Here is a 22,176-nt window from a genome sequence, read left to right as displayed (position 1 = left end):
CGGGCAAAGTGGGAGCAATGTGTACGTATGTTGTATCGGATGCGCGCCGAATACGGCGATCAGGGCCGATCCGGCCCGGTGAAGCAGTGGCACCTGGTCCAGAACGACAAGCTCGTGGGCCTGTGCGGGCGGGACCTGGCCGAGGACTCCGCCACGATGGAGTCCACCGAGTGGGGCAGGACCGGGGAGCGCTGCTGCCGGTCGTGCGGCGTGATCTGGTTCCAGTCCGTGCCCTTCCTGGCGGATGAGCACGACCGGTCGACCTATCTGAAGAGCAGGTAGCCGTCTGGACAGCAGGTAGTCGCGGCGCCGATCGAGGGTCCCCCGGCCGAAGGCCGGGGGAGGTCAGCGGTAGGCGGCGGTGCCGGTGATGGCCTCGCCGAGCACCAGGGTGTGGATCTCGCTGGTGCCCTCGTAGGTCAGCACCGACTCCAGGTTGTTGGCGTGCCGCAGCACCGGGTAGGCGGTGGTGATCCCGTTGGCGCCCAGCACGGTGCGGGCGCTACGGGCGATCTCCAGGGCGGTCCGCACGTTGTTCAGCTTGCCGAAGCTGACGTGCGCGGCCCTTGACCGCCCGGCCTCCTTGAGCCGGCCGACCCGCCAGGCCACCAGGTGGGCCTTCTCCAACTCCAGCGCCATCTCGACCAGCTTCTCCTGGGTGAGCTGGAAGCCCGCGATCGGGCGGCCGAACTGCACCCGGCTCTTCGCGTACTCCAGCGCCGCCTGGTAGCAGTCCCGGGCCGCGCCGACCGTGCCCCAGAGGATCCCGTAGCGCGCCTCGTTGAGGCAGGAGAGCGGACCGCGCAGCCCGCTGACCCCGGGCAGCACCGCATCGCCCGGCAGCTGCACCTCGTCGAAGTGCAGCTCGCTGGTGACCGAGGCGCGCAGCGAGAGCTTGCCGTGCACATCGGTGGCGGTGAAGCCCTTGGTGCCGCGCGGCACCAGGAAGCCGCGCACGCCCTGCTCGGTCTGCGCCCAGACCACCGCGACGTCCGAGACGCTGCCGTTGGTGATCCACATCTTGCTGCCGGACAGCACCCAGTCCTCGCCCTTGCGGCGGGCGGTGGTGCGCATCCCGGCCGGGTCGGAGCCGAAGTCCGGCTCGGTCAGGCCGAAGCAGCCGATCGCCCGGCCGGCCGCCATCTCGGGCAGCCATTGCAGCTTCTGCTCCTCGGAGCCGAACGCGTGGATCGCCCGCATCGCCAGCGAGCCCTGCACCGAGACGAAGCTGCGCAGCCCCGAGTCGGCGGCCTCCAGTTCCAGGCAGGCCGCGCCGTAGGCGACCGCGCCGGCGCCCGCGCAGCCGTACCCCTCAAGGTGCATGCCGAGCAGTCCGAGCCGGCCCAGTTCGGGCGCCAACTCGCGGGCGGGGAAGACTCCCTGCTCGAACCAGTCGGCGATGTGCGGGCGGATCCGGTCGTCGGCGAACCGGCGGACCGTGGCTTGGATCAGCCGCTCCTCCTCGGTGAGCAGTTCGCCCACGGCCAGCAGGTCGATCGGGTCGGGTCCGGGCATGCGGGGGCTCCCTGAGGGTGTGGGGTTACCGGTGGGTCGTCGTGGTGCCGGACCATCCGTATCAGCCTTTACGCTGGCGGGAAAGCAGTGCGCCCAGTAGCCGTGGGCGAAATTGCGTTGGCAGTGCAGTCGGTTGTGCAGGGCGGTCACAGGGAGACGGTGGTGGGCAGTGACGGGTGCCACGACGGACGGGCGGGTGCAGAAGGGCAACGAGACCAGGCGGTTGGTGCTGGGCCGCGCGGTCGCGATCGCCTCGGTGGAGGGGCTCGGCGGGCTGTCGCTGGGGCGGCTGGCCACTGAGCTGGAGCTCAGCAAGAGCGGGGTGTTCGCGCTGTTCGGCTCCAAGGAGGAGCTGCAGTTGGCGACCGTGCGGGCGGCCCAGCGGATCTACTGGGACGCGGTGTTGGAGCCGGTGCAGGCGCTGCCGGCCGGGGTCGGCAAGCTCTGGGTGCTGGCCGAGCGCTGGCTGGAGTACTCGCGGACCCGGGTCTTCCCGGGCGGCTGCTTCTTCTACGCGGTGGGTGCGGAGTTCGACGCCCAGCCCGGCCGGGTGCGGGACGCGCTGGCCGAGGCCAGCCGCAGCTGGTACGGGCTGGTGCTGGAGTACCTGGCGGCGGCCCAGGAGGTCGGCCAGCTGCAGCCGGACGCCGATCTGGAGCAGCTGGCCTTCGAGTTGATCAGCTATCTGGAGCTGGCCAACGGCCTCTCGCTGCTGCACGGCGACGACCGGCCGTACCAGCGGGCCCGGCGCTCGGTGCTGCTGCTGCTCCGCTCGGAGGCGGTGGACGAAAGCCTGCTGCCCGCGGCGTGACGAAAGCCTGCTGCCCGCGGCGTCACGACGGCTTGCTGCCCGCGGCGTCACGACGGCTTGCTGCCCGCGGCGTGACGACGGCCGCGGGCAGCAGGGTGGTCTGACGGTGCGGTCAGCCGCCGCTCTTGCGGCGGAAGGTGCGCTTGCCGCCGGCGGCGCCGTGGGCGGAATGGATCTTGGAGTTGCCGCCCGGGCCGCCGCCGGCGCCGTCACCCCGGCCGCCCTTCTTCTGCTGCAGCGCGGCCAGGAACTTGGCCTTCACGTCGGTGGTGTCGTCCGTGTCGTCCGCGTCGGCCACGCTGCCCGGGGCGGCCTCGGGCGCCGGGGAGCCCTCCTCGTGCTCCGCAGCGCTCGGCTCGGTGCTGGTCATGTGAACCTCCTGGACGGGTCTGGCCATGGTCGTGCTTGGGTCACTGTGCCATGAGGGACAGCCGACGTGCCGTCAGTTTCCCCGGGCCCCGGCCTTGGCCTTGTCCCTGCCGCGCTTGTCACGGTAGTTGGGCCCGCCGATGAAGAACAGCAGCACCAGCGTCGGGAATCCGGCTGCGGCCAACGCGACCAGGAGAGCCTGCCACCACATGATCCGCGCCCGTCTCTTGGCGAAATGTCTGGTATAGGACGCTAGGTGAAATCCCGATCGGACGCCAACCAACCCGCCGTCGGCGGGCTTCGACATCCGTCCGGGGGAATCCCGTCCACTCCCTGCCCAAGTGCGGCCCCACCGCCGCACACTGGGCGTCATGCAGGTACAGCTGGCCGCGCGGGCGGCCTTCCCCGACCTGGCCTTCGCCGCGGCCACGCCCGAGGCGCTGGTGCTGTTGGACGGCGTCACCCCCAAGGCCGGCGGCGAGGCGGGCAAGCCCGGTTGCCGGCACGGCACACCCTGGTTCGTCCGCCGGCTGGGCGTGCACCTGCTGGCCCGGCTGACCGACCGCTCCGACCGTTCGATCGCCGAGTGCCTGGCCGACGCGATCGCGGAGACCGCGGCACTGCACGGCGGCCGGTGCGACCTGGCCGACCCGGCGGCCCCGGCCGCCGCGGTGCTGGCCGCCCGGCTGCACGGCGCCTCGCTGGAGTACCTGCTGCTGGGCGGCCCGCTGCTGGTGCTCGACACCGCGGGCGGGCCGCTGTCGCTGCGGCACGGCGGCGTCGGGAGGGCCGGGGCGAGCCCCCGGGTGTCCGAGACCGCGCGCACCGGGTTCGTCCGCCTGGACGGGCTGCGGGCCCTGGCGGCACTGGCCGACGGGACGGATGTGGCGGACAGGAAGGACGGCGGTGGGCTGCTGCGGCGGCTCGCCGAGGGCGGGGCCGCCGCCGAACCCGGGGTGCTGCTCCACGCGGTGTGCTGACTACCAGGGGATCGCGCGCTTGTCGCGGAAGAACCCGCCGGTCGGCCCGCCGTCCGGCAGCGTGGCGGCCCACACCACGCCCGCCGCGCCGTCCGCCACCGGGCGGCCGCCGCCGCCGCCCATGTCGGTGGCCACCCAGCCGGGGCAGACCGCGTTGACCAGGATCCGGTCGTGGGCGAGGTCGCGGGCCAGCATCTTGGTGAGCCCGTTGAGCGCCAGCTTGGTGATCGAGTACGCCGGGGTGCCCGCGCCGAGGTCGGCGATCGCGCCCGCGCCGCTGGAGACGTTGACGATCCGGCCGTGCCGTGACTCGCGCAGCAGCGGCAGCAGCGCCTGCACCAGCTGCCAGGGCCCGAACACGTTGGTGTCGGCGGCCTCGCGCACCACCGCCAGGTCGGCGGTGCTGACCCGCTGCCAGGTGTCGTAGTGGATGGCCGCGTTGTTCACCAGGACGTCGACCCGGCCGTAGCGGTCGCGCAGTTCGGCGGCCAGCGCGGCGGCGTCGGCGGCGTCGGTGACATCCAGCCGGACGGGGTGGACCGCGGGGCCGATCCGGCGGGCCGCCGCCTGGGCCTTGGCCGGATCTCGGGCGGTCAGCACCACCCGGTGGCCGAGGGCGGCGAGCTGACGGCACGTCTCCAACCCGATGCCGCGGTTGGCCCCGGTGACGACTGATACGGGTGCGTCGGTCATGAGGGCCAGCGTACCTACCTATGGTTTTTATTGCTTTGCCTAGTACTCCTAGGCAATCTAGAGTCGCCAACCATGAAGCCAGTCACCGAACCGGACCTCCGCGCCTCCTTCGTCAACTGCTCCAAGGGCGAGGCCAAGCGGGTCAACCTGCCGCGCAATCTCGCCGAACTCCCCTGGGCCGAGCTGGACTTCCTCGGCTGGCGGGATCCAGGCGCGCCCGAGCGCAGCTACCTGGTGCTGGAGCGCGAGGACGGGCAGCTGATCGGCCTGGCGCTGCGCTACTCGGCCCAGCAGCGCGGTTTCCTCCGCAGCAACATCTGCAGCCTGTGCCTCACCGTGCACAGCGGTAGCGGCGTTTCGCTGCTCACCGCCCGAAAGGCCGGCGCGGCCGGGCGCGAGGGCAACTCGGTCGGCGCCTACATGTGCACCGACCTGGCCTGCTCGCTCTACATCCGAGGCCGCAAGGCCCCGGAAGGCACCGGAAGTCGGATCCAGGAGTCGCTGACCGTCGAGGAGCAGCTCGATCGGATGCGCGCCAACCTCGCGGACTTCGTCGCAAAGGTCTTCGCGTGACGTCAAGTTGAGGTAGCGGTTGGACCACGGCCTCGGGTGGAACGGCCGGGGCCGGCCGGCGGGGCTGAGGGGGTGCCGACGGGGGCCGGCTCGTCAGTCAGGTCGCCTCGGTGTGACGCCCACTCAATTTGGTCACCGCGCGGCAGAGTTCGGCGGCCGTGGTGGCGTCCACCCGGTCGTGCAGGTCGATCATGCGGTACCACATGGCACCGAAGACCATGTCGACCACCAGCTCCAGGGGCACGTTCCACTCCCCGTCGAGCCGCTCCAGCAAGCCGCGCAGCAGCGCACGCCGACGGGCGGTCAACTCGGCGATGGCGGCACCGAGCCCGGGGTCGTGCTGGGCGTCGGCGGTGAGGCCGAGCAGCACCGTGCGGCTGGGGCCGCGCTCGGCCATGGCGAAGGTCGCGGTGAGGAAGGTCAGCAGGTCGGCCTCGGGGTCGTCGGTCGGCGCGGGGGCGGCCAGTCGGGCACTGAGCTCGGTGAGCGCCTCCCCCAGCACCGCCGCCCGGGTGGGCCACCAGCGGTAGACGGTGGCCCGGCCCACGCCGGCCGCCTCGGCGATGCCCTTCATGGTGACCGCCGTGTATCCGTCCCGCTCCGCCAGCGCCAGGGCCGCTGCCAGGATCGCCTGCCGGGCTTCGTCGCTGCGCGGGCGACCGCGCGATCCGTCCGTCATGCCCCCACTTTACAAGACAGGGTGCCTCGAAATATAAACGAGGCACAGTGGCTCGAAAGAGCAGTGGAACGTCTGGGGGAGTGACACCCGTGTCGGAACGCATCGTGATCATCGGCGGCACTGCGGGCATCGGCCTGGCCACCGCCGAGCACTTCGTGAAGGACGGTCACCGCGTGGTGATCGCAGGCCGCGACGAACAGCGCCTGGCCACGGCGCTGGAGCGGCTGGGCGGCGCCGCCGAGGGCCGCCCGGTCGACGCCTCGTCGGCCGGTGACCTCGCCGAATTCTTCGCCGCCCTCGGCGAGTTCGACCACCTGGTGGTCACCGTCGCCCCGCACGGCGGCATCGGGCCGATCGCCGACCTGCGGCGCGACCAGCTGGCCGCCCTGACCGACGGCAAGCTGGCCGCCCACCTGCTCGCCGTGCAGGCCGCCCTGCCCACCCTGCGCAGCGACGGCTCCATCACCCTGGTCGGCGCCGTCACCGCCCACGTCGGCATGCCCGGTACGGCCGCCATCGCCGCCGTCAACGCGGGAGTCGAGGCAGCGGCCCGGGCGCTGGCCGCCGAACTCGCCCCGCGCCGGGTCAACGCCGTCTCCCCGGGCGGCATCGACACCGACTGGTGGGACTGGCTGCCGGGTGACGCCCGCGCCGCCGTCCTCGAGGCCTCCGCCGCCGCGCTGCCGCTGAAGCGGTTCGGCGCGCCGGCGGAGGTGGCGCACGCGATCGCTTTCCTGGTGGAGAACACCTACACGACGGGGATCAGCCTGATCGTGGACGGCGGCGCGCGGCTGCAGGGGGCGTAGGACCTGCGCTCCGGTGGCCGTGGTGGGAGTTGGCGTTTGGGCGGTGGTGGGTCAGTGGGTGCCGCCGCCGGGGGCCGCTCGTTTGACGAAGTCGAGCAGGGTGTCCAGGTCGAGGCCGGCCTCCAGCGCGCAGAGTGCTGCGGCCACCGCCAATGCCCCCAGCGCCAGCGCGGACCACGTATGGCGGCGCGGCGCCGGGGCGAGCAGGGCCGTGACGCGGCGGGGGACGGGGCCCGGGAGCGGGGTGGGGCGCAGGCGGCCCATGATGCCCAGGGCGGCGGCGGGGAGGCGGCGGCCAGCGGCATCGGCGGTGCGGCGGGTGGCGAGGGCGGCCTTGCCGATGGCGCGGGCGACTCGGGCGCGGTCGCCGACCGCCGCACCCGCGGTCTCGTCGGCCCAGCGCTCGACGGTGTAGCCGACGGCGTGGGCCAGCGGGCGCAGCAACGGGTTGGCGGCGGCCGCCAGTTGGGCGCAGGCGACGAAGAGGTGGTGGCGGTGGGTCAGGTGGGCGCGTTCGTGGGCCAGCAGGATCTGGTGTTCGGCCGGGTCGAGGGCCTCCAGCATGCCGGTGGAGATCACGATCCGGCCGGGGCGGCCGGGGATCGCATAGGCCTCGGCGGCGGGGTCCTCGAGGATGACCAGCTGGTCGCGGCCGGGCAGGCAGGCGGCCTCGGTCGCCGCCTGGGCCAGGGTGCGGGCGCGCCGCCAGAGCATCCGGCCGGCGAGCACGGCCACCGCGGCGGCCAGGGCGCCGGCGAGCAGGGCGGTGGAGAACGGGGCGGGGTCGTGGTGCTGGGCGGCGAACGCCGACCAGTGGTGGTGGGAGAGCCGGGCGAGCAGCGGGAACCGGATCAGCCCGGTGACGGCGAGCATGCCCAGGGCCGCGGTGCTGGCGCCGGCGAGCACCAGGGCACCGACGGTCAGCAGCCAGGTGGCCCGGTGGGGTGGCAGGCGCTCGCCGACGGGGCGGGCGACCAGGGCGGCCAGGAACGGGAAGAGCAGCGGTAGGTAGACGGCGACGCGCACGTGCTGGAGCTCCCTTAGCCGCCGAGGTCCAGCAGCCGGCGCAGCAGCTCCTCGTCGTCGTCGGACAGCTCGTCGACGAAGTGGGTGAGCACCGCCTCGCGGTCGCTGCGGCCGTCCAGCACCTTGCGCATCTGGCGGGCGGCGAGGCCGGATTCGTCGGCCACCGGTGTGTAGGCGTAGGCCCGGCCGCGCTTCTCGCGTCTCAGCAGGCCCTTGCCGTGCAGGCGGGACAGGGTGGTGACGACGGTGGTGTAGGCGAGCGGTCCGGTGAGGCGTTCCTGCACCTCACCGGGGGTCAGCGCGGCGGGGGCGGCCTGGTGCAGGACTGCGAGGATCGCGGCCTCCAGTTCGCCCTTGGCCCGGCCCTCGGGCGTGGCGGGTTCGGGTACGCCCATGGACTTTCTCGCCTTCTGCGCTATCTTCTACATCTACGTAGTATTTCTACGTAGATGTAGAAGATGATTCTCTGCCCAAAGTCTGCCATGCCAGTCAGACCCGTCGGACGGTTTCACCCGCCATTAGTGGACCGAACCGACGTCGCCTGTCGGCGGGTGCCCCGTCTCCCCGGTCACCTGCCGACAGGCGCTTTCGCGTGGTGCGGTGGGTGCGGGTCAGTGGTGCTGGTGGTTCCCGTGGTCCCCGTGCGCACCGTGGTCATGACCCGTGTGCGCGCTGTGGTCCTCGTGCCCCTCGTGTCCTTCGTGCCCGTGCCCCGCGTGGTCGTCCGGCCCGCCGCCCATCATGTGCATCATCGCCATCCCCCCGGTGCGGAAGAAGCGGATCACCAGCACGGCGGCCAGCAGCAGGAAGGCAATGTTGAGCCAGCTGGTGTAGTTCCAGGAGATGCCCTCCATCGGGATGGTGGCGTCGCGCTGGTCGGGGATCAGGCCGAGGCCGCCGAAGAGGAACTCCACCAGGTAGCCGGCGAGGACCATGGCGGCGTAGAAGGTGGCGAGCAGGAAGTAGGCCATTCGCCGGCCGTAGTACTTCCGGTAGATGTTCAGGATCGGCAGGATCAGCAGGTCGGCGAAGATGAACGCGACGACGCCGCCGAAGCTGATGCCGCCCTTCCAGAGGACCACGGCCAGCGGCACGTTCCCGATCGAGCAGACGAACGAGATCATCGCCACCACCGGGCCGATCAGCGGTCCCCAGAGCTTGGCCGCCAGCGGGTGGTGGGCGAAGAAGAACGCCTGCCAGAAGGAGTCCGGCACCCAGGCGGCGATCGCGCCGGCCACCAGCAGGCCGATCACCAGGTCCTTGAGGATGGCGGCCCACTCCATGACGAACACATGGGCGGTGGCGGTGAACCCTCCGCGGGAGAACAGCCGCCGGGTGAAGGAGCCCTCGCCCTGGACGGACATGTCCATCGCCGCGTGGCCCTCCATCGAACCGGCCAGCCCGCGGTCCGCCTGCTCGCGGGCCTCCCGTAGCAACTTGTCCCGCAGGAAGAGCCGGAACAGCACGGCCAGCGCGATGATCATGATCGGGCCGCCGACGAACTCCGCCGCGGTGAACTGCCACCCCATCAACAGGGCCAGGATGACGCCGAGTTCGACCACCAGGTTGGTGGAGGCGATCTCGAAGGCCATGGCGGCGGTGAAGTTGGCGCCCTTGCGGAACAGCGAGCGGGCGAGCGCGACGGCCGCGTAGGAGCAGGACGAGGAGGCCGCGCCGAGGGCGGAGGCGATCGCCAGGGTGCGGGGGCGGTCGTCACCGAGCAGCCGGATCACCGTGGACTTGCGCACCACCGCCTGGACCACGGCGGACAGCAGGAAGCCCAGGATCAGCGCCCAGGTGATCTCCCAGGTCATCGACCCGGTGATGGACAGTGCGTGCAGTAGCGCGTGCATGGTGCTCCGCCTTCCCCTCGAACTGCTTGCACCCGGTGAACCGCATACCCCCATGGGGTATTCCCCCGATGTCGCCGCGACCGGGGTCATGGCGATGGTGACCCATCGTCAGATCCTGCCAGGGAGGAACTGCTGACTACTAATGTATTTAGCGGATTAGTCCTACGGACTGGCGGACGTCCGCGCCGACGGAGCGGAACCAGCGGTTCGGAGAACGCCGAACGGGTCGGCCTCCAGTGGAGGCCGACCCGTTCGGATCGGCGGTGAGCACGGCAACCCAACCGCCCAGGCCGCCGGCACTCCCCGTCCCCACGGCGCCCGGAGGCGCCCTGCCTGTCTTTCAGAGGCTGACTGCGACGCTCACTTGAGCGACGCCTGTGGCAGCGTCGTCGGGCAGAGCCCGCGCGGCTGCGGATCGTCCTTGAGCTTGGCGTCCACGCAGCCGCCCGGCAGCAGATCGGCCCCCCGAACCGTAGGCGCTGGTGCCGAAGTTGGCGGTCACCTGGAGCACGCCATTGCCGAAGGCGGTCTGCTGGGCCTGGTGGTCGGCGCCCAGGTACCGGAAGCCGGTCATCGGCCCGGACGCCCGCGGTGGAGCGGGCGCAGCAGCCGGGCACCGAGTTCCGGCAGAACTCGCTGAACTTCTCGGTCCTCCAGCAGGCGATGACCGAGCTGACCGGCGAGTCCTACCCGGAGCTGACCCGCCGGCTGGTGTTCGAGCCGCTGGGCATGACCGGTTCGAGCTTCGACCCGTGCTGGCCCGACACCGAGGGGCGGCCGTTCGCGCACGGCCACGACGCCGACGGTCGGCAGGTCTCGGCCGGCTACTACGCCAACCCGGAGCCGGCCGCCGGCGGCCTCTGGACCACGGCCGCCGACCTGGCCGCCCTGGCCGCCGAGCTGCGGCGGTGCTACCTGGGCCGGGAGCGCGGGCTGGTGGCGACCGAGCTGGTGCGGGAGATGCTCACCCCGCAGTCGGGCCGCGCCTACGGCTGGAGCACCATCCTCGACACCACCGGTGGCGACCTGGAGTTCGGCCACGGCGGCCAGGCGTACGGCTACCGGGCGATGACCTGGATGCGGGTGCACTCCGGGCGCGGCCTGGTGATGCTGAGCAACGCGGTGACCGGCCGGGAGCTGATCAGGCACCTGATCGCCACCGAGCTGTCCGGGCGGACCCGGCTGACCGGTGAGTGGCAGCGGGCCATTGAGGAGGCCGTGGGCCGGGAGCGGGGTGGGACCGCGTAGCCGCCTCCGGTGCCGTCCGTCCGGGGCGGTCGTGGCCGAGCACTCGGTCGCGGCCGCCCCGCCGTGCGTCAGGGGTGCGCACGGAGGGGCGGCCGCAGCCCGGACGCCCGCGGCCCGTTACGAGCGGCGCGGGATCCGGGCGGTCTGTGACAGCGACACGCAGATGACGGAGGTGGCGACCCACACCAGGGGGACTGTCCACGGGCTCCACCACATGAGCGCCAGCGAGACGGCCGCGGCCGCCAGTTGCGTGACGGTGACCGGCAGCACAACGTCGCGCCGGTACCGCCTCAGCTGCTCGCCGAGGACCTCTTCGACGATCTCGGCGACCCGGTCGTCGATGGTGTCCTCGTAGTGCACGAGGAACTGCTCGATGTCGTCGGTCCTGCCGGCCGGGCAGGGGCGGCCGGCGGCGCTCGAGTGTCGATCGGTCATGTCCCCACGATGCCGCACCGGGCGGCGCCGGGTCGGCAGCGTGAACCCACCGGCCGGATGGGGGGTAAACCCTACCCTCCGCTGATGGGCTTTCCTCGCTGCCGACGGGTGGTCGGGTTGGGTACCGTCCCCTTGTCGAATCGAGGCGCGGACGGTGACCTGGTCGCCGCCCGCACTGCCCACGAGAGCGGGTCCGAAGCAGTTGACCGAGAACATCGCCGGCCGTGCCACCGGCAGAGCCCGGACGGACGCCCGGCCACCCCGCGAGGTGGTGCCGGGCAATCCGCTGCGCGCGCTGGCCTCCCCCGTGCTGTTGCGGGCGTCGATCCACCTGGCACTTGACGGTCTGGTGGCGCTGGCGGGACTGGCCGTGCTGGTCGTGCTGCTCGTCGCCGCATGCCTGGCGCCGGCCGGCCTGGTGGGCCTGCCGCTCACGGTGGCGGCGGGGTGGGCGCTGTTCCGGCTGGCCGCCGTCGAGCGCGCCCGGTTCGCCGTGACCTGCGGGCTGGAGCTCGACGAGCTGCCGGCGCCGGTCTCTTCGTGGCGGTTGGCCAAGTCGCTGCAGTCGCTCATCCACAACCCCAGCACCTGGCGGCTGATCGGCTACTTCGTACTGCTGACGCCGGTGGCGGTGGTGACCGTGGTCGGGGTGGCGCTGATCTGGGCCGTGCCGCTGACCCTGGTGCTGCTTCCGGCCTACTACCGGGGCCTGCCCGGCGGGCAGGCCCAGCTCGGGCCGTTCGTGGTGGATTCCCTGCCCCGGGCGCTGCTGGTCGCGGCGGTGGCGCTGCTGGTCGGCGCGGTCCTCTCCCCACTGATCGTCAAACTCCTGCTGGCGCTGGACACCGCGCTGGCCGTCGCACTGCTCTCCCGGCCCCGCGGCGTGGAACTGGAGCAGCGGGTCATCGATCTGACGGAGAGTCGAGCCCGGGTCATGGAAGCCGCCGAGGCGGAGCGCAAACGGATCGAGCGGGACCTGCACGACGGTGCCCAGCAACGGCTGGTGGCGATGTCGATCACCCTGGGCCGGGCCAGCTCGCGGTTGAAGAAGTCCGGTGACCACGAGACCAACAAGCTGGTCGAGGACGTCCGGCGGGAAACCCTCAGCACCATCGCCGAGTTGCGCAACCTGGCCCGTGGCCTGCACCCACCGGTGCTGACCGACCGCGGCCTGGAGGGGTCGCTCTCCGCCGTCGCCGCGCTGGCTCCGGTGCCGGTGCGCCTTGACGTCCTGGTGGAGCCGCGCCCCTCCTCCACCATTGAGGCGGTCGCCTACTTCACGGTGACCGAGGCGCTCACCAATGTGGCCAAGCATGCTCAGGCGACCCGCGCTTGGGTGGAGATCCGGCGGGAGGGCGCCCGACTGGACGTTAAGGTTGGCGATGACGGGCGTGGCGGAGCCGACCTCGCGGCCGGCACGGGTCTGACTGGTCTGGCGGACCGGGTGTCCGGGGTGGACGGGCGGTTCCGGCTCAGCAGTCCGGTGGGTGGACCGACCGTGATCGAGGTGGAATTGCCATGCGGGTAGTGCTGGCCGAGGACTCCGCGCTGCTGCGCCAGGGCATCGAACTGCTGCTCAGCGAACAGGGGATCGAGGTGGTCGCCGCGGTCGGCGACGGGGAGCAACTCCTGCGCGCGGTAGCCGAACACCGGCCGGACGCCTGTGTGACGGACGTCCGGATGCCGCCCACCTTCCTGGACGAGGGCCTGCGCGCCGCACTGGCGGTACGCGCCCGCTGGCCGGAGACCGGCGTCCTGGTGCTCTCCCACTACGTCGAGGAGCGCTACGCCATCGACCTGGTCAACACCAATGACAACGGGGTCGGTTACCTGCTCAAGGACCGGATATCGGACGCCGAGGAGTTCGTGGACGCGCTGCGCCGGGTCGCCGCGGGCGAGACGGTCCTCGACCCGGAGGTGGTCAAGCAGTTGCTGGCCGGCAGCCGGCAGCGGGATCCGCTGTCCACCCTGACGCCGCGCGAACGGGAGGTCCTCACGGCCATGGCGGAGGGCCGTTCCAACGCCGGGATCGCAGCCGATCTGGTGATTGGCACGGCGGCGGTGGAGAAGTACATCCGCAGCATCTTCGTGAAATTCGATCTGCAGCAGGAGGCGGGAGACCACCGCCGCGTGCTCGCCGTTTTGCGCTACCTCGGAGCTTGAGATCAGTACCACACCGATGAAGCGCCGCGGATGCCTCCTCATAGGGCTGGCCGTCCTCGTCGCGGTCGTCGCCGTGGCCAGTTGGGTCGTCGTCGCCTTGCTTCCGGCGCACCACCCGTACAGCGGCAACTGGCAGCAGGACGCGGCCGGCGCCAGCCAGGTGACGGTCCAGGCCGACGGACTCGGCGTGACGCTGAGTCAGGACGGCTCCTCGCAGGTCACGGTGGCCATGAGCGGCAGCTACACGGGCCATGTCCCGCAGGTCTCCGTCACCCGGTCCGGGTCGGACGTCACGGTCACCGCCGACTGCTCCAACGACTGCTCGGGGCACCTGCAGATCACGGTGCCGGCCGGCCTGGCCGCGCAGGTGAGCACCGGGGACGCAGGGATCCAGGCGAAGGGCCTGACCGGCCGGCTGGATCTGACCACCGGGCTGGGCAGGGTCGAGGTGGACCAGTCGTCCGGCCCGCTGACCGTGCGGAGCACGAACGGCGCGGTGACCCTCGCCGACAGCAGCGCCCCGAACGCCGAGGTGATCACCACCGACGGCGCGGTCAGAGCCTCCTTCACGGCGGCACCCGCCTCCCTGAAGGTCACCACGGGCTACGGCGGGGTCGACCTCAAGGTGCCTCACGACGCCACCTACCACGTCGACGCGCAGAGCTCCCACTCGTCGCCGAGCGTCTCGCTGCCGAACACCGCCACGGACGCGCCGCACAGCGTGGTGGTGAAGACCACGGGCGGCGACATCATGGTCCACTGAGCACGCCCGTGCCGCGAACGACGGTGGCGCCCCCGGGATCTCCCGGGGGCGCCACCGTCGTTCGGACGATCAGCCGGCGACCAGCGAGGGGTCGACGACGATCTTCGCGTGCCGCTCCGGCTCGCCGAGTTCGGCGATCGCCCAGGCCAGTCCGCCCAGGCCGGTGACGCCGGTGATGACGGCACCGGCGTCGATCCGGCCCTCGGCGATGTCCCGCAGCGTCTGGCGGTACTCACCCGGGCTGCCGCCGAACGACCCGCGGATGTCCAGCTCCTTGCCGGCCACCACCCCGGGGTCGACCGCGACGACCGGGCCCTGGCCGCGCGCCTTGAGCACCGCGACGACGCCCAGGCCGATCGGGCCGAGGCCGAGCACCACGGCGACCGAATCCGGACCGGGCTCGCCCCGCCGGACCACCCGGGCGGCGACCGAGAACCCTCGCCGGCCTCCGCGATGTGCGTCGGCCGGCCACCCGCAGGGTGCGGTGGGTGATCTCAGCCACGGCGGCGGCTCCGTCCGCTCGACAGCGGGGCGCCCTGGCCGAAGGCCGGCAACTGGGAGAACTCCTCGCCGCCGAACAGGCTGAGCCGGGAGATCGCCGAGTCGGGGTCGGCCAGCGCCGCGTCGATGGCGCGGGTGAAGTAGCCGGCGAACCGCTCGATGGTGCTCGGGTCGAACAGGTCCACGTCGTAGCGGAAGTCGACGGCCAGCGTCTCGGCGCTCTGCCGGACGTTGATCGCGAGGTCGAACTGCCCCTCGGCCTGTGGGAGTTCGTAGGGGGCGAGCTGCAGCCCGGCGAACTCGGCGGTGGCGCCGTCGGCCGGGAGCAACGCCGGCACCACCACCCCGCCCGACAACAACGGCTGGGACTGACAGGGGGGTTATCCCTACCCCGGTTCGGTGGGCTGGCCACGTGTCCGGCCCGGCCGAACTGCTGTTGGCTGGAGGGCAGATGGTCGGTGCGGGGCGGCGCAGGTGCGCCGCCCCGCAGCGCCACCGCGAACCACCGGTGAAGGCCACCGGCCTTCCCCAGAACGAGGAGTGGAACGATCAATACCTCAAGCAAGGCCGGCATCTGGGCCCTTGCGGGCGCCTCGGTCGCGGCCGCGGCCACCGCCTGGTGGGTGACCGACTCCGCGCCGTACCCCTACGCGCAGCACCGACTGCTCGACCTGCCACTGCCGTTCCTGTCCTGGGAGCGGCTGGCCGAGCAGCTCCAGCCGCTGCCGGGCGAGCGGATGCTGGAGATCGGTCCCGGCACCGGGCTGCAGTCGCTCCAGGTGGCGCCCCGGCTCGGCGCCGACGGCCGGCTGGACATCGTCGACATCCAGCAGGAGATGCTTGACCACGTGATGCGCCGGGCCGCCGGATCCGGCCTCGACAACATCGTCCCCACCCTGGCCGACGCGCGCGAACTCCCCTTCGACGACGCCACGTTCGACGCCGCCTACCTGGTCACCGCGCTGGGCGAGATCCCGGACTTCCCCGCCGCCCTGAGCGAGCTGCGCCGGGTCCTCAAGCCGACCGGTCGCCTGGTCGTCGGCGAGTTCTTCGACCGCCACCAGATCCGCCCGGCGGCCCTGGCCCGGCACGCCAACGCCGTCGGCCTGCACGTCATTCGGCAGTCCGGACCGGCCTTGGCCTACTTCGCGCTGCTGCGGCCGTGCACCTCGGGCTCCGACGGCCGGCCGCACGCCGGTGCCGCGGACCGGTGTGCGGCCACCATCGACTCCTGATCGGGGCTGGAGGACCGTCGTGAACAATCCCGGCATCCGGCGCGCGGCCGAGAGCGAGTGGGGCCTGTTCTACCGCCGGGCGCGCGCCCGGCTGCGGGCCAGGGGCGCCGCCGCACTGACCCTCACCGCGGTCTCCAGCTGCCTGGTGCTCCTGTTCGCGGCGGTCGACGAGTTCCCGAGCGGGGCGGCCTTCGTCTCCCGAATAGGCGTGGTCCGGGCCACCGAGCCGTGGGACGTCGCGCTGCTGCGCTTCCCGGTCTCGATATTCGTGCCGGCCATCAATCTGCCCTGCTGGACCGCCGTGTTCCTGGTGGTCCTCGCCTTCGGGACCGCCGAGCTGACCCTCGGCCCGTGGCGCACGCTCGCCGTCGGGTACACCTGCTCGCTGGTGGGCACCTTGTACGCGCGCTTCGGGGTGACCCAGCCGCCCGGCCACCTGCTCCACCTGCCCGCCGCATTCGCCCAGGTCCGGGACACCGGGCCGTCGGCGGCCGTGGTCGGGCTGGGCCTGCTGGTCGCCTGGCGGTTCGGGGCGCGCTGGACCGCGCTGGGCGTGGTGCTGCTGACGGCCGCGATCACGGCGGTGGACCCGGAGTTGGCGGGTTACGAACACATGGCCGCGCTGGTGACCGCCGCCTTGCTGCTGCTCGCGGACGGGGTCGCCCGCAGGCTGGCCGCCCGCGGTGCGCACGGCGCCGCCGCCGTGGCACCCCGGCCGCGGTGACCTGACCGGCGACCGGGGCGGCGACGCTCACGCCCGGCCGGCCGGCTCGCCCCGACCGCGCATGCACCACTCGAGCACCGCCATGGCGCTGTGCAGCTTGTGACCGGCCTGCCAGAACGCAAGTTCCGAGAACACCCGAGCGAGTCGGTCGTGATGGCGCCCCGGTCCAACGCCAAGGGCTCGACGCCAAGGGCTCGACAAGGAAGTCAGTGGTGAGGGACTGGATGATGTCGGCCTCTGGCAGAGTCAGCAGGCGTTCTTCATCCCACCCGGCAACGGCGTTCCGTATCTTCGAAGTTTGTTCTCAAGGCGCTCTCCGAGGTTCCCGCTGCTGAACAGGTGACCCATTGCGCTCATGGTTAAGAGTGTGACGGAGAGCACTGACCGCGTGTCAGAGCCATACAGTGAGTTCTTTGGCGCGATTAGGGCCCGGACCGGTCGTACCGGTCCGGGCCCCTGCGTCGTGGGGTCAGCGTCCCAGGTTGGTGTCGGCCGGGATGGTGCCGAGGCGGCCGGCCTGGAAGTCGTCCATGGCCTGCTGGAGCTCGGTGTGGCTGTTCATCACGAACGGGCCGTACCAGGCGACCGGCTCGCGGATCGGCAGGCCGCCGAGCAGCACGACCTCGAAGTTCTCGCTGCGCGAGTCGGGCTGCTTCTCGTCGGCGCGGATGGTGAGGCTGTCGCCCTCGCCGAAGACCACCGCCTGGCCCGTGTGGAAGGGGCGGCGCTCCTCGCCGGCGGTGCCGCTGCCGGCCAGGCCGTAGGCGAGGGCGTTGAAGTCGGCCCGCCAAGGGAGGGTGACCTGGGCGCCGGGGTTCACCGACACGTGGATCATGGTGATCGGGGTGTGGGTGACGCCGGGGCCCTGCTGGCCGTCGATGCTGCCGGCGATCAGCCGGACCAGCCCGCCGCCGTCGGCGGAGGCGAGCAGCTTGACGCTGCCGCCGCGGATGTCCTGGTACTTGGGCGCGATCATCTTGTCGGAGGCGGGCAGGTTCACCCACAGCTGCAGCCCGTGGAAGAGGCCGCCGGACAGCACCAGCGACTCCGGCGGGGTCTCGATGTGCAGCAGCCCGGAGCCAGCCGTCATCCACTGGGTGTCGCCGTCGGTGATGGTGCCACCGCCGCCGTGCGAGTCCTGGTGGATGAAGGTGCCGTCGATGATGTAGGTGACGGTCTCGAAGCCCCGGTGCGGGTGCCAGGGAGTCCCCTTCGGCTCACCAGCCTGATAGTCCACCTCGCCCATCTGGTCCATCATGATGAACGGGTCGAGGTACTTCTGGTTGATCTTGGCGAACGCGCGACGGACGGGGAAGCCCTCGCCCTCGAAGCCCTCGATGGCGGTGGAGACGGCCAGCGCGGGGCGGGGCGTGGCACCTTCGGCGGGAGCCGCGATGCGCGGCAGGACGAGCGGGTTCTCTACGGTCACGGCTGGCATGTCGGCCTCCTGCTGGATCGGGGCGCTGTGGCCTACGTCCGCCAGGTTAGTTCAATAATCAACAAGCAGCAAGTTGAATCTTGAACTAAATGCGGAAGGGCCACCCTCTCAGGGTGGACCCGGTGGTTTCGAGGCGGCCCGGCGGCGGCCTCAGCCGTACATCCGCCGCATGGTGAAGTCCACCATCTGCTCCACGGCCTTGGCGTCGAACACCATCCGGTGCTCGCCCTCCATGTCGAGCGCGAACCCGTAGCCGGTCGGCAGCAGGTCCAGCACCTCGGCGCCGGAGACGGTGAAGTACTTGGACTCCTTGCCCGCGTACCGGCGCAGCTCCTTGAGCGAGCTGAACATCGGGATCACCGGGGTGGGCGTGTTGTGCAGCGCCAGGAAGCCGGGGCGGTCGCCGCGCGGGCAGTGCACCTTGGAGGTGATGAAGATCGCCTGGAAGTCCTCGACCGGCATCGAGCCGGTGGTGAAGGCGCGCACCGCGTCGGCGAGCGAGGGCGGTGAGGGTTCGGGGTAGAGCGACTGGCCGGCGGACTGCGCCTGGTCGCCGTATCCTCCGGCGGCCATGCCGGGGCCGGCCTGCGCACCGTACCCCTGCTGTCCGTACCCGCCGCCCATGCCCTGCTGGCCCGCCTGCTGGTAGGGGTCGCCCGGGTAGCCGCCGCTGGCGCTCTGCTCGTAGCCGTACACACGGACAGGCTAGCGGGCCGGAGAGTCCTTGTGCGGCGGCCGAATCGGACAACGTGGCCTGGGATGGTCCTGTGGGGAGACGACTATCGGATAGGCATTCGATCGGCTCGGTGCGGGTATCGCGGGATGGAACGACGTGATGCCCTTCACGCGGTATTGGCGGCTGGGGGCTTGTACAAGTTACTAACCGGTAGCATCATGGGGTTTACTGGCGGGTAGGGGGCGCGTGATGGCGCACCCTGAGCGACGAACCGGAGAAACGGCGATGGGTCACTACAAGTCCAACCTGCGGGACGTGGAGTTCAACCTCTTCGAGGTGCTCGGCCGCGACCAGGTGTACGGCACCGGTCCGTTCGCCGACATGGACGTCGACACCGCGAAGAACATCCTCAGCGAGATCTCCCGGCTGGCCGAGAACGACCTCGCCGCCTCCTTCGAGGACGCCGACCGCAACCCGCCGGTCTTCGACCCGGAGACCAACACCGCGCCGATCCCGGCCAGCTTCAAGAAGAGCTACCAGACCTTCATGGACGCCGAGTGGTGGCGCCTGGGCATCCCGGAGTCGATCGGCGGCCAGGTCACCCCGAACTCGCTGATCTGGGCCTTCGCCGAGCAGATCCTGGGCTCCAACCCGGCCATCTGGATGTACTCCTCCGGCCCGGCCTTCGCCGGTGTCATCGCCGACGAGGGCACCGAGGAGCAGCTGAAGGTCGCCCAGCGGATGACCGACCGCCTGTGGGGCTCGACCATGGTCCTCACCGAGCCCGACGCGGGCTCCGACGTGGGCGCCGGCCGCACCAAGGCGATCAAGCAGGAGGACGGCTCCTGGCACATCGAGGGTGTGAAGCGCTTCATCACCTCCGGTGAGCACGACATGGCCGAGAACATCATCCACCTGGTGCTGGCCCGTCCCGAGGGCGGCAAGCCGGGTACCAAGGGCCTGGGCCTCTACATCGTCCCCAAGTTCGACTTCGACTGGGAGACCGGCGAGCTGGGCGAGCGCAACGGCGTCTACGCCACCAACGTCGAGCACAAGATGGGCCTGAAGGCCTCGAACACCTGTGAGATGACCTTCGGCGCCAAGCACCCGGCCAAGGGCTGGCTGGTCGGCGAGAAGATCGACGGCATCCGCCAGATGTTCAAGATCATCGAGTTCGCCCGCATGATGGTCGGCACGAAGGCCATCGCCACCCTCTCCACCGGCTACCTGAACGCGCTGGACTACGCCAAGCAGCGCGTGCAGGGCGCCGACATCGCCAACTTCCTGGACAAGAGCGCGCCGCGCGTCACCATCACGCACCACCCGGACGTGCGCCGCTCGCTGCTCACCCAGAAGGCCTACGCCGAGGGCATGCGCGCCCTGGTCCTCTACACCGCCTCGGTGCAGGACGACATGGCCGCCGCCCGCCTGCGCGGTGAGAAGGACGAGGCCGCCGAGCGCCTGAACGACCTGCTGCTGCCGATCGTCAAGGGCTACGGCTCCGAGAAGTCCTACGAGCAGCTGGCCCAGTCGCTGCAGACCTTCGGCGGCTCCGGCTACCTGCAGGAGTACCCGATCGAGCAGTACATCCGGGACGCCAAGATCGACACCCTCTACGAGGGCACCACGGCGATCCAGGGCCAGGACTACTTCTTCCGCAAGATCGTGAAGGACGGCGGCCAGGCGCTGACCGCGGTCTCCGAGCAGATCCAGAAGTTCCTGGCGGCCGGCGAGGGCGGCGAGGCGCTCGCCGTCGAGCGCGAGTTCCTGGCCAAGGCGGCCGGCGACCTGGAGGCGATCGTCGGCAAGCTGCTGGCCGACCTCTCCTCGGTCGAGCAGGACACCAAGAACATGTACAAGGTGGGCCTCAACACCACCCGCCTGCTGATGGTCTCCGGCGACGTGGTGGTCGGCTGGCTGCTGCTGCGCCAGGCCGTCGTGGCGCTCGCCAAGATCGAGGCCGGTGCCGCCGGCAAGGACCTCGCCTTCTACCAGGGCAAGGTGGCCGGCGCCCGGTTCTTCGCCCGCAACATCCTGCCGACCGTCGCCTCGCAGCGGCTGATCGCCGAGGGCGTCGACCTGGACGTCATGGAGCTGGCCGAGGACGCCTTCTGAGCCGTCTCGCACTGACCGCCTGACCCACCCTCAGCACTGTGGGGCCCGCACCGGCGGGCCCCACAGTGCTGTCCGGAGCGTTTCCGGTGGTCGCGAGGCCGGTCCGGGGGCCGGCCGCCGGCGTCGGAACCGGACGGAGACCATACGGATCCTTGACCTGTCTGTCGGTGTACGGGCATATGCTCGGGGTGGGCAGCCCCGTTCCGCCGGCTCTCCGGCATCCCTCGAACCAGGAGCAGCATGTCGACCGCCGACCGCTCGGTCTTCTTCAACCGGACTCATACCGACGACTTGATCGCGTATCTGGCCGCCGCCCCGTCGCCGTACCACGCCGTGGCGGGTGCCGCCGAGCGGCTGGAGAAGGCGGGCTTCCGGCAGATCGCCGAGGCCGACGCGTGGGACGGCGCGGTCGGCGGCCGGTACGTCGTCCGGGGCGGCGCGCTGATCGCCTGGTACGTCCCGCGCAGCGCCGGGCCGGCCACGCCGTTCCGGATCGTCGGCAGCCACACCGACTCCCCGAACCTGCGGGTCAAGCCGGTGCCGGACACCGGGTCGGTCGGCTGGCGGCAGGTGGCCGTGGAGATCTACGGCGGCGTGCCGCTGAACACCTGGCTGGACCGGGACCTGGGGATCTCCGGGCGCCTGGTGCTGCGTGACGGGTCGACGCGGCTGGTGCAGCTGGACGAGCCGCTGCTGCGGGTGCCGCAGCTGGCGATCCACCTGGACCGGCAGGTGAACGACGGGCTGAAGCTGGACCGGCAGCGCCACCTCACGCCGATCTGGGGCCTGGGCTCGGTCGACGAGGGATCCCTGCTGCGCTACGTCGCGGAGCGCGCCGGGCTGGACGCGGACCAGGTGCTCGGCTGGGACCTGATGACCCATGACGTCCAGCCGCCGTCGTACCTCGGCCGGGACCGCGAGCTGCTGGCCGGCCCGCGCCTGGACAACCTGCTCTCGGTGCACGCCTCGGCCGCCGCGCTGGCCGCCGTGGCCGCCGCCGACGGCGCCGATGAGCTGCCGTACATCCCGGTGATGGCCGCCTTCGACCACGAGGAGACCGGCAGCGAGTCGGACACCGGCGCCCAGGGCCCGCTGCTGGGCCGGGTGCTGGAGCGCAGCGTGTCCAGCCGCGGCGGCAACGAGGAGGACCGGGCCCGGGCGCTGGCCGGCACCGTCTGCCTCTCCTCCGACATGGGGCACGCGGTGCACCCCAACTACCCCGAGAAGCACGAGCCCGGCCACCAGCCGGCGCCCAACGGCGGCCCCATCCTCAAGGTCAACGTCAACAACCGCTACGCCACCGACGGGGTCGGCCGGGCCGTCTTCGCGGCCGCCTGTGAGCGGGCCGGGGTGCCCTGGCAGACCTTCGTCTCCAACAACACGGTGCCCTGCGGCACCACCATCGGCCCGATCACCGCGGCCCGGCTCGGCATCACCACGGTGGACTGCGGCATCGCCGCGCTCTCCATGCACTCGGCCCGCGAGCTGTGCGGCGCCGATGACGCGTTCCTGCTGGCCTCGGCGATCAAGGCCTTCCTGGAGGGCTGAGGCTCGTTCAGGGCCGGCCCGCGTG

Annotated in this window: 26 protein-coding genes; 13 read left to right on the top strand and 13 right to left on the bottom strand. The window is 71.6% G+C overall.

The features are described from left to right. Positions 1-39 precede the first annotated feature (39 nt). Positions 40-282, top strand: coding sequence for a hypothetical protein (locus P3T35_RS17220; RefSeq protein ID WP_143676811.1), 243 nt, complete (start codon positions 40-42; stop codon positions 280-282). 63 nt (positions 283-345) lie between these two features. Here P3T35_RS17220 and P3T35_RS17215 read toward each other — a convergent pair whose 3' ends face one another. Continuing rightward, positions 346-1,515, bottom strand: a complete 1,170-nt coding sequence (locus P3T35_RS17215) for an acyl-CoA dehydrogenase family protein (RefSeq protein ID WP_101380496.1) — start codon at positions 1,513-1,515, stop codon at positions 346-348. Positions 1,516-1,684: 169 nt separating this feature from the next. Here P3T35_RS17215 and P3T35_RS17210 point away from each other — a divergent pair, with 169 nt between their 5' ends. Further along, positions 1,685-2,326: a TetR family transcriptional regulator gene (locus tag P3T35_RS17210; RefSeq protein WP_101380495.1), complete on the top strand. Its 642-nt coding sequence runs from the start codon at positions 1,685-1,687 to the stop codon at positions 2,324-2,326. 112 nt (positions 2,327-2,438) lie between these two features. Here the strand turns inward: P3T35_RS17210 and P3T35_RS17205 are convergent, their stop codons facing one another. Further along, on the bottom strand, positions 2,439-2,696 hold the full coding sequence (locus P3T35_RS17205) for a DUF5302 domain-containing protein (protein ID WP_101380494.1): 258 nt from the start codon (positions 2,694-2,696) through the stop codon (positions 2,439-2,441). Positions 2,697-3,066: 370 nt separating this feature from the next. Here P3T35_RS17205 and P3T35_RS17200 point away from each other — a divergent pair, with 370 nt between their 5' ends. Next, positions 3,067-3,675 carry a hypothetical protein gene (locus P3T35_RS17200; protein ID WP_143676810.1) on the top strand — a complete coding sequence of 203 codons (609 nt, stop codon included), beginning with the start codon at positions 3,067-3,069 and terminating at the stop codon, positions 3,673-3,675. Here the strand turns inward: P3T35_RS17200 and P3T35_RS17195 are convergent, their stop codons facing one another. Next, positions 3,676-4,368: an SDR family oxidoreductase gene (locus P3T35_RS17195; protein WP_101380492.1), complete on the bottom strand. Its 693-nt coding sequence runs from the start codon at positions 4,366-4,368 to the stop codon at positions 3,676-3,678. It lies immediately after the preceding gene. 72 nt (positions 4,369-4,440) lie between these two features. Here P3T35_RS17195 and P3T35_RS17190 point away from each other — a divergent pair, with 72 nt between their 5' ends. Then, positions 4,441-4,941: an FBP domain-containing protein gene (locus P3T35_RS17190; protein ID WP_101380491.1), complete on the top strand. Its 501-nt coding sequence runs from the start codon at positions 4,441-4,443 to the stop codon at positions 4,939-4,941. A gap of 97 nt (positions 4,942-5,038) precedes the next feature. On the opposite strand, the gene P3T35_RS17185 is transcribed toward P3T35_RS17190, so the two are convergent. Next, positions 5,039-5,620 (bottom strand): TetR/AcrR family transcriptional regulator, encoded by a 582-nt coding sequence (locus tag P3T35_RS17185; RefSeq protein WP_101380490.1) that lies wholly within the window; start codon positions 5,618-5,620, stop codon positions 5,039-5,041. A gap of 89 nt (positions 5,621-5,709) precedes the next feature. Between P3T35_RS17185 and P3T35_RS17180 the strand changes: the two genes are divergently transcribed. Continuing rightward, the gene (locus P3T35_RS17180; RefSeq protein ID WP_101380489.1) at positions 5,710-6,426 is read left to right on the top strand and encodes an SDR family oxidoreductase; all 717 of its coding nucleotides are present in this window, start codon (positions 5,710-5,712) and stop codon (positions 6,424-6,426) included. A gap of 51 nt (positions 6,427-6,477) precedes the next feature. On the opposite strand, the gene P3T35_RS17175 is transcribed toward P3T35_RS17180, so the two are convergent. The 4 genes from P3T35_RS17175 to P3T35_RS17160 form a co-directional block, all read right to left on the bottom strand. Continuing rightward, positions 6,478-7,452, bottom strand: coding sequence for a M56 family metallopeptidase (locus P3T35_RS17175; RefSeq protein ID WP_101380488.1), 975 nt, complete (start codon positions 7,450-7,452; stop codon positions 6,478-6,480). A gap of 14 nt (positions 7,453-7,466) precedes the next feature. Further along, complete coding sequence (locus P3T35_RS17170; protein WP_101380487.1) at positions 7,467-7,847, bottom strand: BlaI/MecI/CopY family transcriptional regulator; 381 nt, start codon at positions 7,845-7,847, stop codon at positions 7,467-7,469. A gap of 216 nt (positions 7,848-8,063) precedes the next feature. Beyond that, positions 8,064-9,305, bottom strand: coding sequence for a permease (locus P3T35_RS17165; protein WP_101380486.1), 1,242 nt, complete (start codon positions 9,303-9,305; stop codon positions 8,064-8,066). Positions 9,306-9,645: 340 nt separating this feature from the next. Continuing rightward, positions 9,646-9,879 (bottom strand): hypothetical protein, encoded by a 234-nt coding sequence (locus P3T35_RS17160; protein WP_180356457.1) that lies wholly within the window; start codon positions 9,877-9,879, stop codon positions 9,646-9,648. 17 nt (positions 9,880-9,896) lie between these two features. Between P3T35_RS17160 and P3T35_RS17155 the strand changes: the two genes are divergently transcribed. Then, entirely contained in the window at positions 9,897-10,553 is a 657-nt protein-coding gene (locus P3T35_RS17155) for a serine hydrolase domain-containing protein (RefSeq protein ID WP_180356456.1), read from the top strand. Positions 10,554-10,670: 117 nt separating this feature from the next. Here the strand turns inward: P3T35_RS17155 and P3T35_RS17150 are convergent, their stop codons facing one another. Next, positions 10,671-10,988 carry a hypothetical protein gene (locus P3T35_RS17150; protein WP_101380484.1) on the bottom strand — a complete coding sequence of 106 codons (318 nt, stop codon included), beginning with the start codon at positions 10,986-10,988 and terminating at the stop codon, positions 10,671-10,673. Between the two features lie 202 nt (positions 10,989-11,190). Here P3T35_RS17150 and P3T35_RS17145 point away from each other — a divergent pair, with 202 nt between their 5' ends. The 3 genes from P3T35_RS17145 to P3T35_RS17135 are packed head-to-tail and all read left to right on the top strand — an operon-like array spanning position 11,191 to position 13,914. Then, entirely contained in the window at positions 11,191-12,516 is a 1,326-nt protein-coding gene (locus tag P3T35_RS17145; protein ID WP_143676809.1) for a sensor domain-containing protein, read from the top strand. Continuing rightward, positions 12,507-13,151 (top strand): response regulator transcription factor, encoded by a 645-nt coding sequence (locus P3T35_RS17140; protein ID WP_101380482.1) that lies wholly within the window; start codon positions 12,507-12,509, stop codon positions 13,149-13,151. The genes P3T35_RS17145 and P3T35_RS17140 overlap by 10 nt, the downstream gene beginning before the upstream one ends. 16 nt (positions 13,152-13,167) lie before the next feature. After that, positions 13,168-13,914, top strand: coding sequence for a DUF4097 family beta strand repeat-containing protein (locus P3T35_RS17135; protein WP_101380481.1), 747 nt, complete (start codon positions 13,168-13,170; stop codon positions 13,912-13,914). A 69-nt stretch (positions 13,915-13,983) separates the two neighbouring features. Here the strand turns inward: P3T35_RS17135 and P3T35_RS17130 are convergent, their stop codons facing one another. Then, positions 13,984-14,292, bottom strand: a complete 309-nt coding sequence (locus P3T35_RS17130) for a hypothetical protein (RefSeq protein ID WP_143676808.1) — start codon at positions 14,290-14,292, stop codon at positions 13,984-13,986. Positions 14,293-14,408: 116 nt separating this feature from the next. Next, entirely contained in the window at positions 14,409-14,753 is a 345-nt protein-coding gene (locus P3T35_RS17125; protein WP_180356455.1) for a condensation domain-containing protein, read from the bottom strand. 285 nt (positions 14,754-15,038) lie between these two features. Here P3T35_RS17125 and P3T35_RS17120 point away from each other — a divergent pair, with 285 nt between their 5' ends. Next, positions 15,039-15,650, top strand: coding sequence for a methyltransferase domain-containing protein (locus P3T35_RS17120; protein ID WP_280706586.1), 612 nt, complete (start codon positions 15,039-15,041; stop codon positions 15,648-15,650). A 19-nt stretch (positions 15,651-15,669) separates the two neighbouring features. Then, positions 15,670-16,374, top strand: a complete 705-nt coding sequence (locus tag P3T35_RS17115; RefSeq protein ID WP_180356454.1) for a hypothetical protein — start codon at positions 15,670-15,672, stop codon at positions 16,372-16,374. A 469-nt stretch (positions 16,375-16,843) separates the two neighbouring features. Here P3T35_RS17115 and P3T35_RS17110 read toward each other — a convergent pair whose 3' ends face one another. Beyond that, positions 16,844-17,812 carry a pirin family protein gene (locus tag P3T35_RS17110; RefSeq protein ID WP_101380477.1) on the bottom strand — a complete coding sequence of 323 codons (969 nt, stop codon included), beginning with the start codon at positions 17,810-17,812 and terminating at the stop codon, positions 16,844-16,846. Between the two features lie 150 nt (positions 17,813-17,962). Beyond that, positions 17,963-18,385 carry an SseB family protein gene (locus P3T35_RS17105; protein WP_228718699.1) on the bottom strand — a complete coding sequence of 141 codons (423 nt, stop codon included), beginning with the start codon at positions 18,383-18,385 and terminating at the stop codon, positions 17,963-17,965. A 388-nt stretch (positions 18,386-18,773) separates the two neighbouring features. Here P3T35_RS17105 and P3T35_RS17100 point away from each other — a divergent pair, with 388 nt between their 5' ends. Further along, entirely contained in the window at positions 18,774-20,603 is a 1,830-nt protein-coding gene (locus P3T35_RS17100; protein ID WP_101380476.1) for an acyl-CoA dehydrogenase, read from the top strand. A 240-nt stretch (positions 20,604-20,843) separates the two neighbouring features. Beyond that, positions 20,844-22,151 (top strand): M18 family aminopeptidase, encoded by a 1,308-nt coding sequence (locus tag P3T35_RS17095; protein ID WP_101380475.1) that lies wholly within the window; start codon positions 20,844-20,846, stop codon positions 22,149-22,151. The last annotated feature ends 25 nt before the right edge of the window (positions 22,152-22,176 follow it).

The sequence above is a fragment of the Kitasatospora sp. GP30 genome, from assembly GCF_029892145.1.
Classification (GTDB): Bacteria; Actinomycetota; Actinomycetes; order Streptomycetales; family Streptomycetaceae; genus Kitasatospora; species Kitasatospora acidiphila.
This window is presented reverse-complemented; position numbering and strand designations above follow the sequence as displayed.

What these genes read in the sequence shown, in the direction of transcription:
- P3T35_RS17220 (WP_143676811.1), top strand. Translation starts at nt 40, where the DNA reads ATGCGCGCCGAATACGGCGATCAGGGCCGATCCGGCCCGGTGAAGCAG.
- P3T35_RS17215 (WP_101380496.1), bottom strand. Translation starts at nt 1,515, where the DNA reads ATGCCCGGACCCGACCCGATCGACCTGCTGGCCGTGGGCGAACTGCTC.
- P3T35_RS17205 (WP_101380494.1), bottom strand. Translation starts at nt 2,696, where the DNA reads ATGACCAGCACCGAGCCGAGCGCTGCGGAGCACGAGGAGGGCTCCCCG.
- P3T35_RS17200 (WP_143676810.1), top strand. Translation starts at nt 3,067, where the DNA reads ATGCAGGTACAGCTGGCCGCGCGGGCGGCCTTCCCCGACCTGGCCTTC.
- P3T35_RS17195 (WP_101380492.1), bottom strand. Translation starts at nt 4,368, where the DNA reads ATGACCGACGCACCCGTATCAGTCGTCACCGGGGCCAACCGCGGCATC.
- P3T35_RS17190 (WP_101380491.1), top strand. Translation starts at nt 4,441, where the DNA reads ATGAAGCCAGTCACCGAACCGGACCTCCGCGCCTCCTTCGTCAACTGC.
- P3T35_RS17185 (WP_101380490.1), bottom strand. Translation starts at nt 5,620, where the DNA reads ATGACGGACGGATCGCGCGGTCGCCCGCGCAGCGACGAAGCCCGGCAG.
- P3T35_RS17170 (WP_101380487.1), bottom strand. Translation starts at nt 7,847, where the DNA reads ATGGGCGTACCCGAACCCGCCACGCCCGAGGGCCGGGCCAAGGGCGAA.
- P3T35_RS17165 (WP_101380486.1), bottom strand. Translation starts at nt 9,305, where the DNA reads ATGCACGCGCTACTGCACGCACTGTCCATCACCGGGTCGATGACCTGG.
- P3T35_RS17160 (WP_180356457.1), bottom strand. Translation starts at nt 9,879, where the DNA reads ATGACCGGCTTCCGGTACCTGGGCGCCGACCACCAGGCCCAGCAGACC.
- P3T35_RS17150 (WP_101380484.1), bottom strand. Translation starts at nt 10,988, where the DNA reads ATGACCGATCGACACTCGAGCGCCGCCGGCCGCCCCTGCCCGGCCGGC.
- P3T35_RS17140 (WP_101380482.1), top strand. Translation starts at nt 12,507, where the DNA reads ATGCGGGTAGTGCTGGCCGAGGACTCCGCGCTGCTGCGCCAGGGCATC.
- P3T35_RS17135 (WP_101380481.1), top strand. Translation starts at nt 13,168, where the DNA reads ATGAAGCGCCGCGGATGCCTCCTCATAGGGCTGGCCGTCCTCGTCGCG.
- P3T35_RS17110 (WP_101380477.1), bottom strand. Translation starts at nt 17,812, where the DNA reads ATGCCAGCCGTGACCGTAGAGAACCCGCTCGTCCTGCCGCGCATCGCG.
- P3T35_RS17105 (WP_228718699.1), bottom strand. Translation starts at nt 18,385, where the DNA reads ATGGCCGCCGGAGGATACGGCGACCAGGCGCAGTCCGCCGGCCAGTCG.
- P3T35_RS17100 (WP_101380476.1), top strand. Translation starts at nt 18,774, where the DNA reads ATGGGTCACTACAAGTCCAACCTGCGGGACGTGGAGTTCAACCTCTTC.
- P3T35_RS17095 (WP_101380475.1), top strand. Translation starts at nt 20,844, where the DNA reads ATGTCGACCGCCGACCGCTCGGTCTTCTTCAACCGGACTCATACCGAC.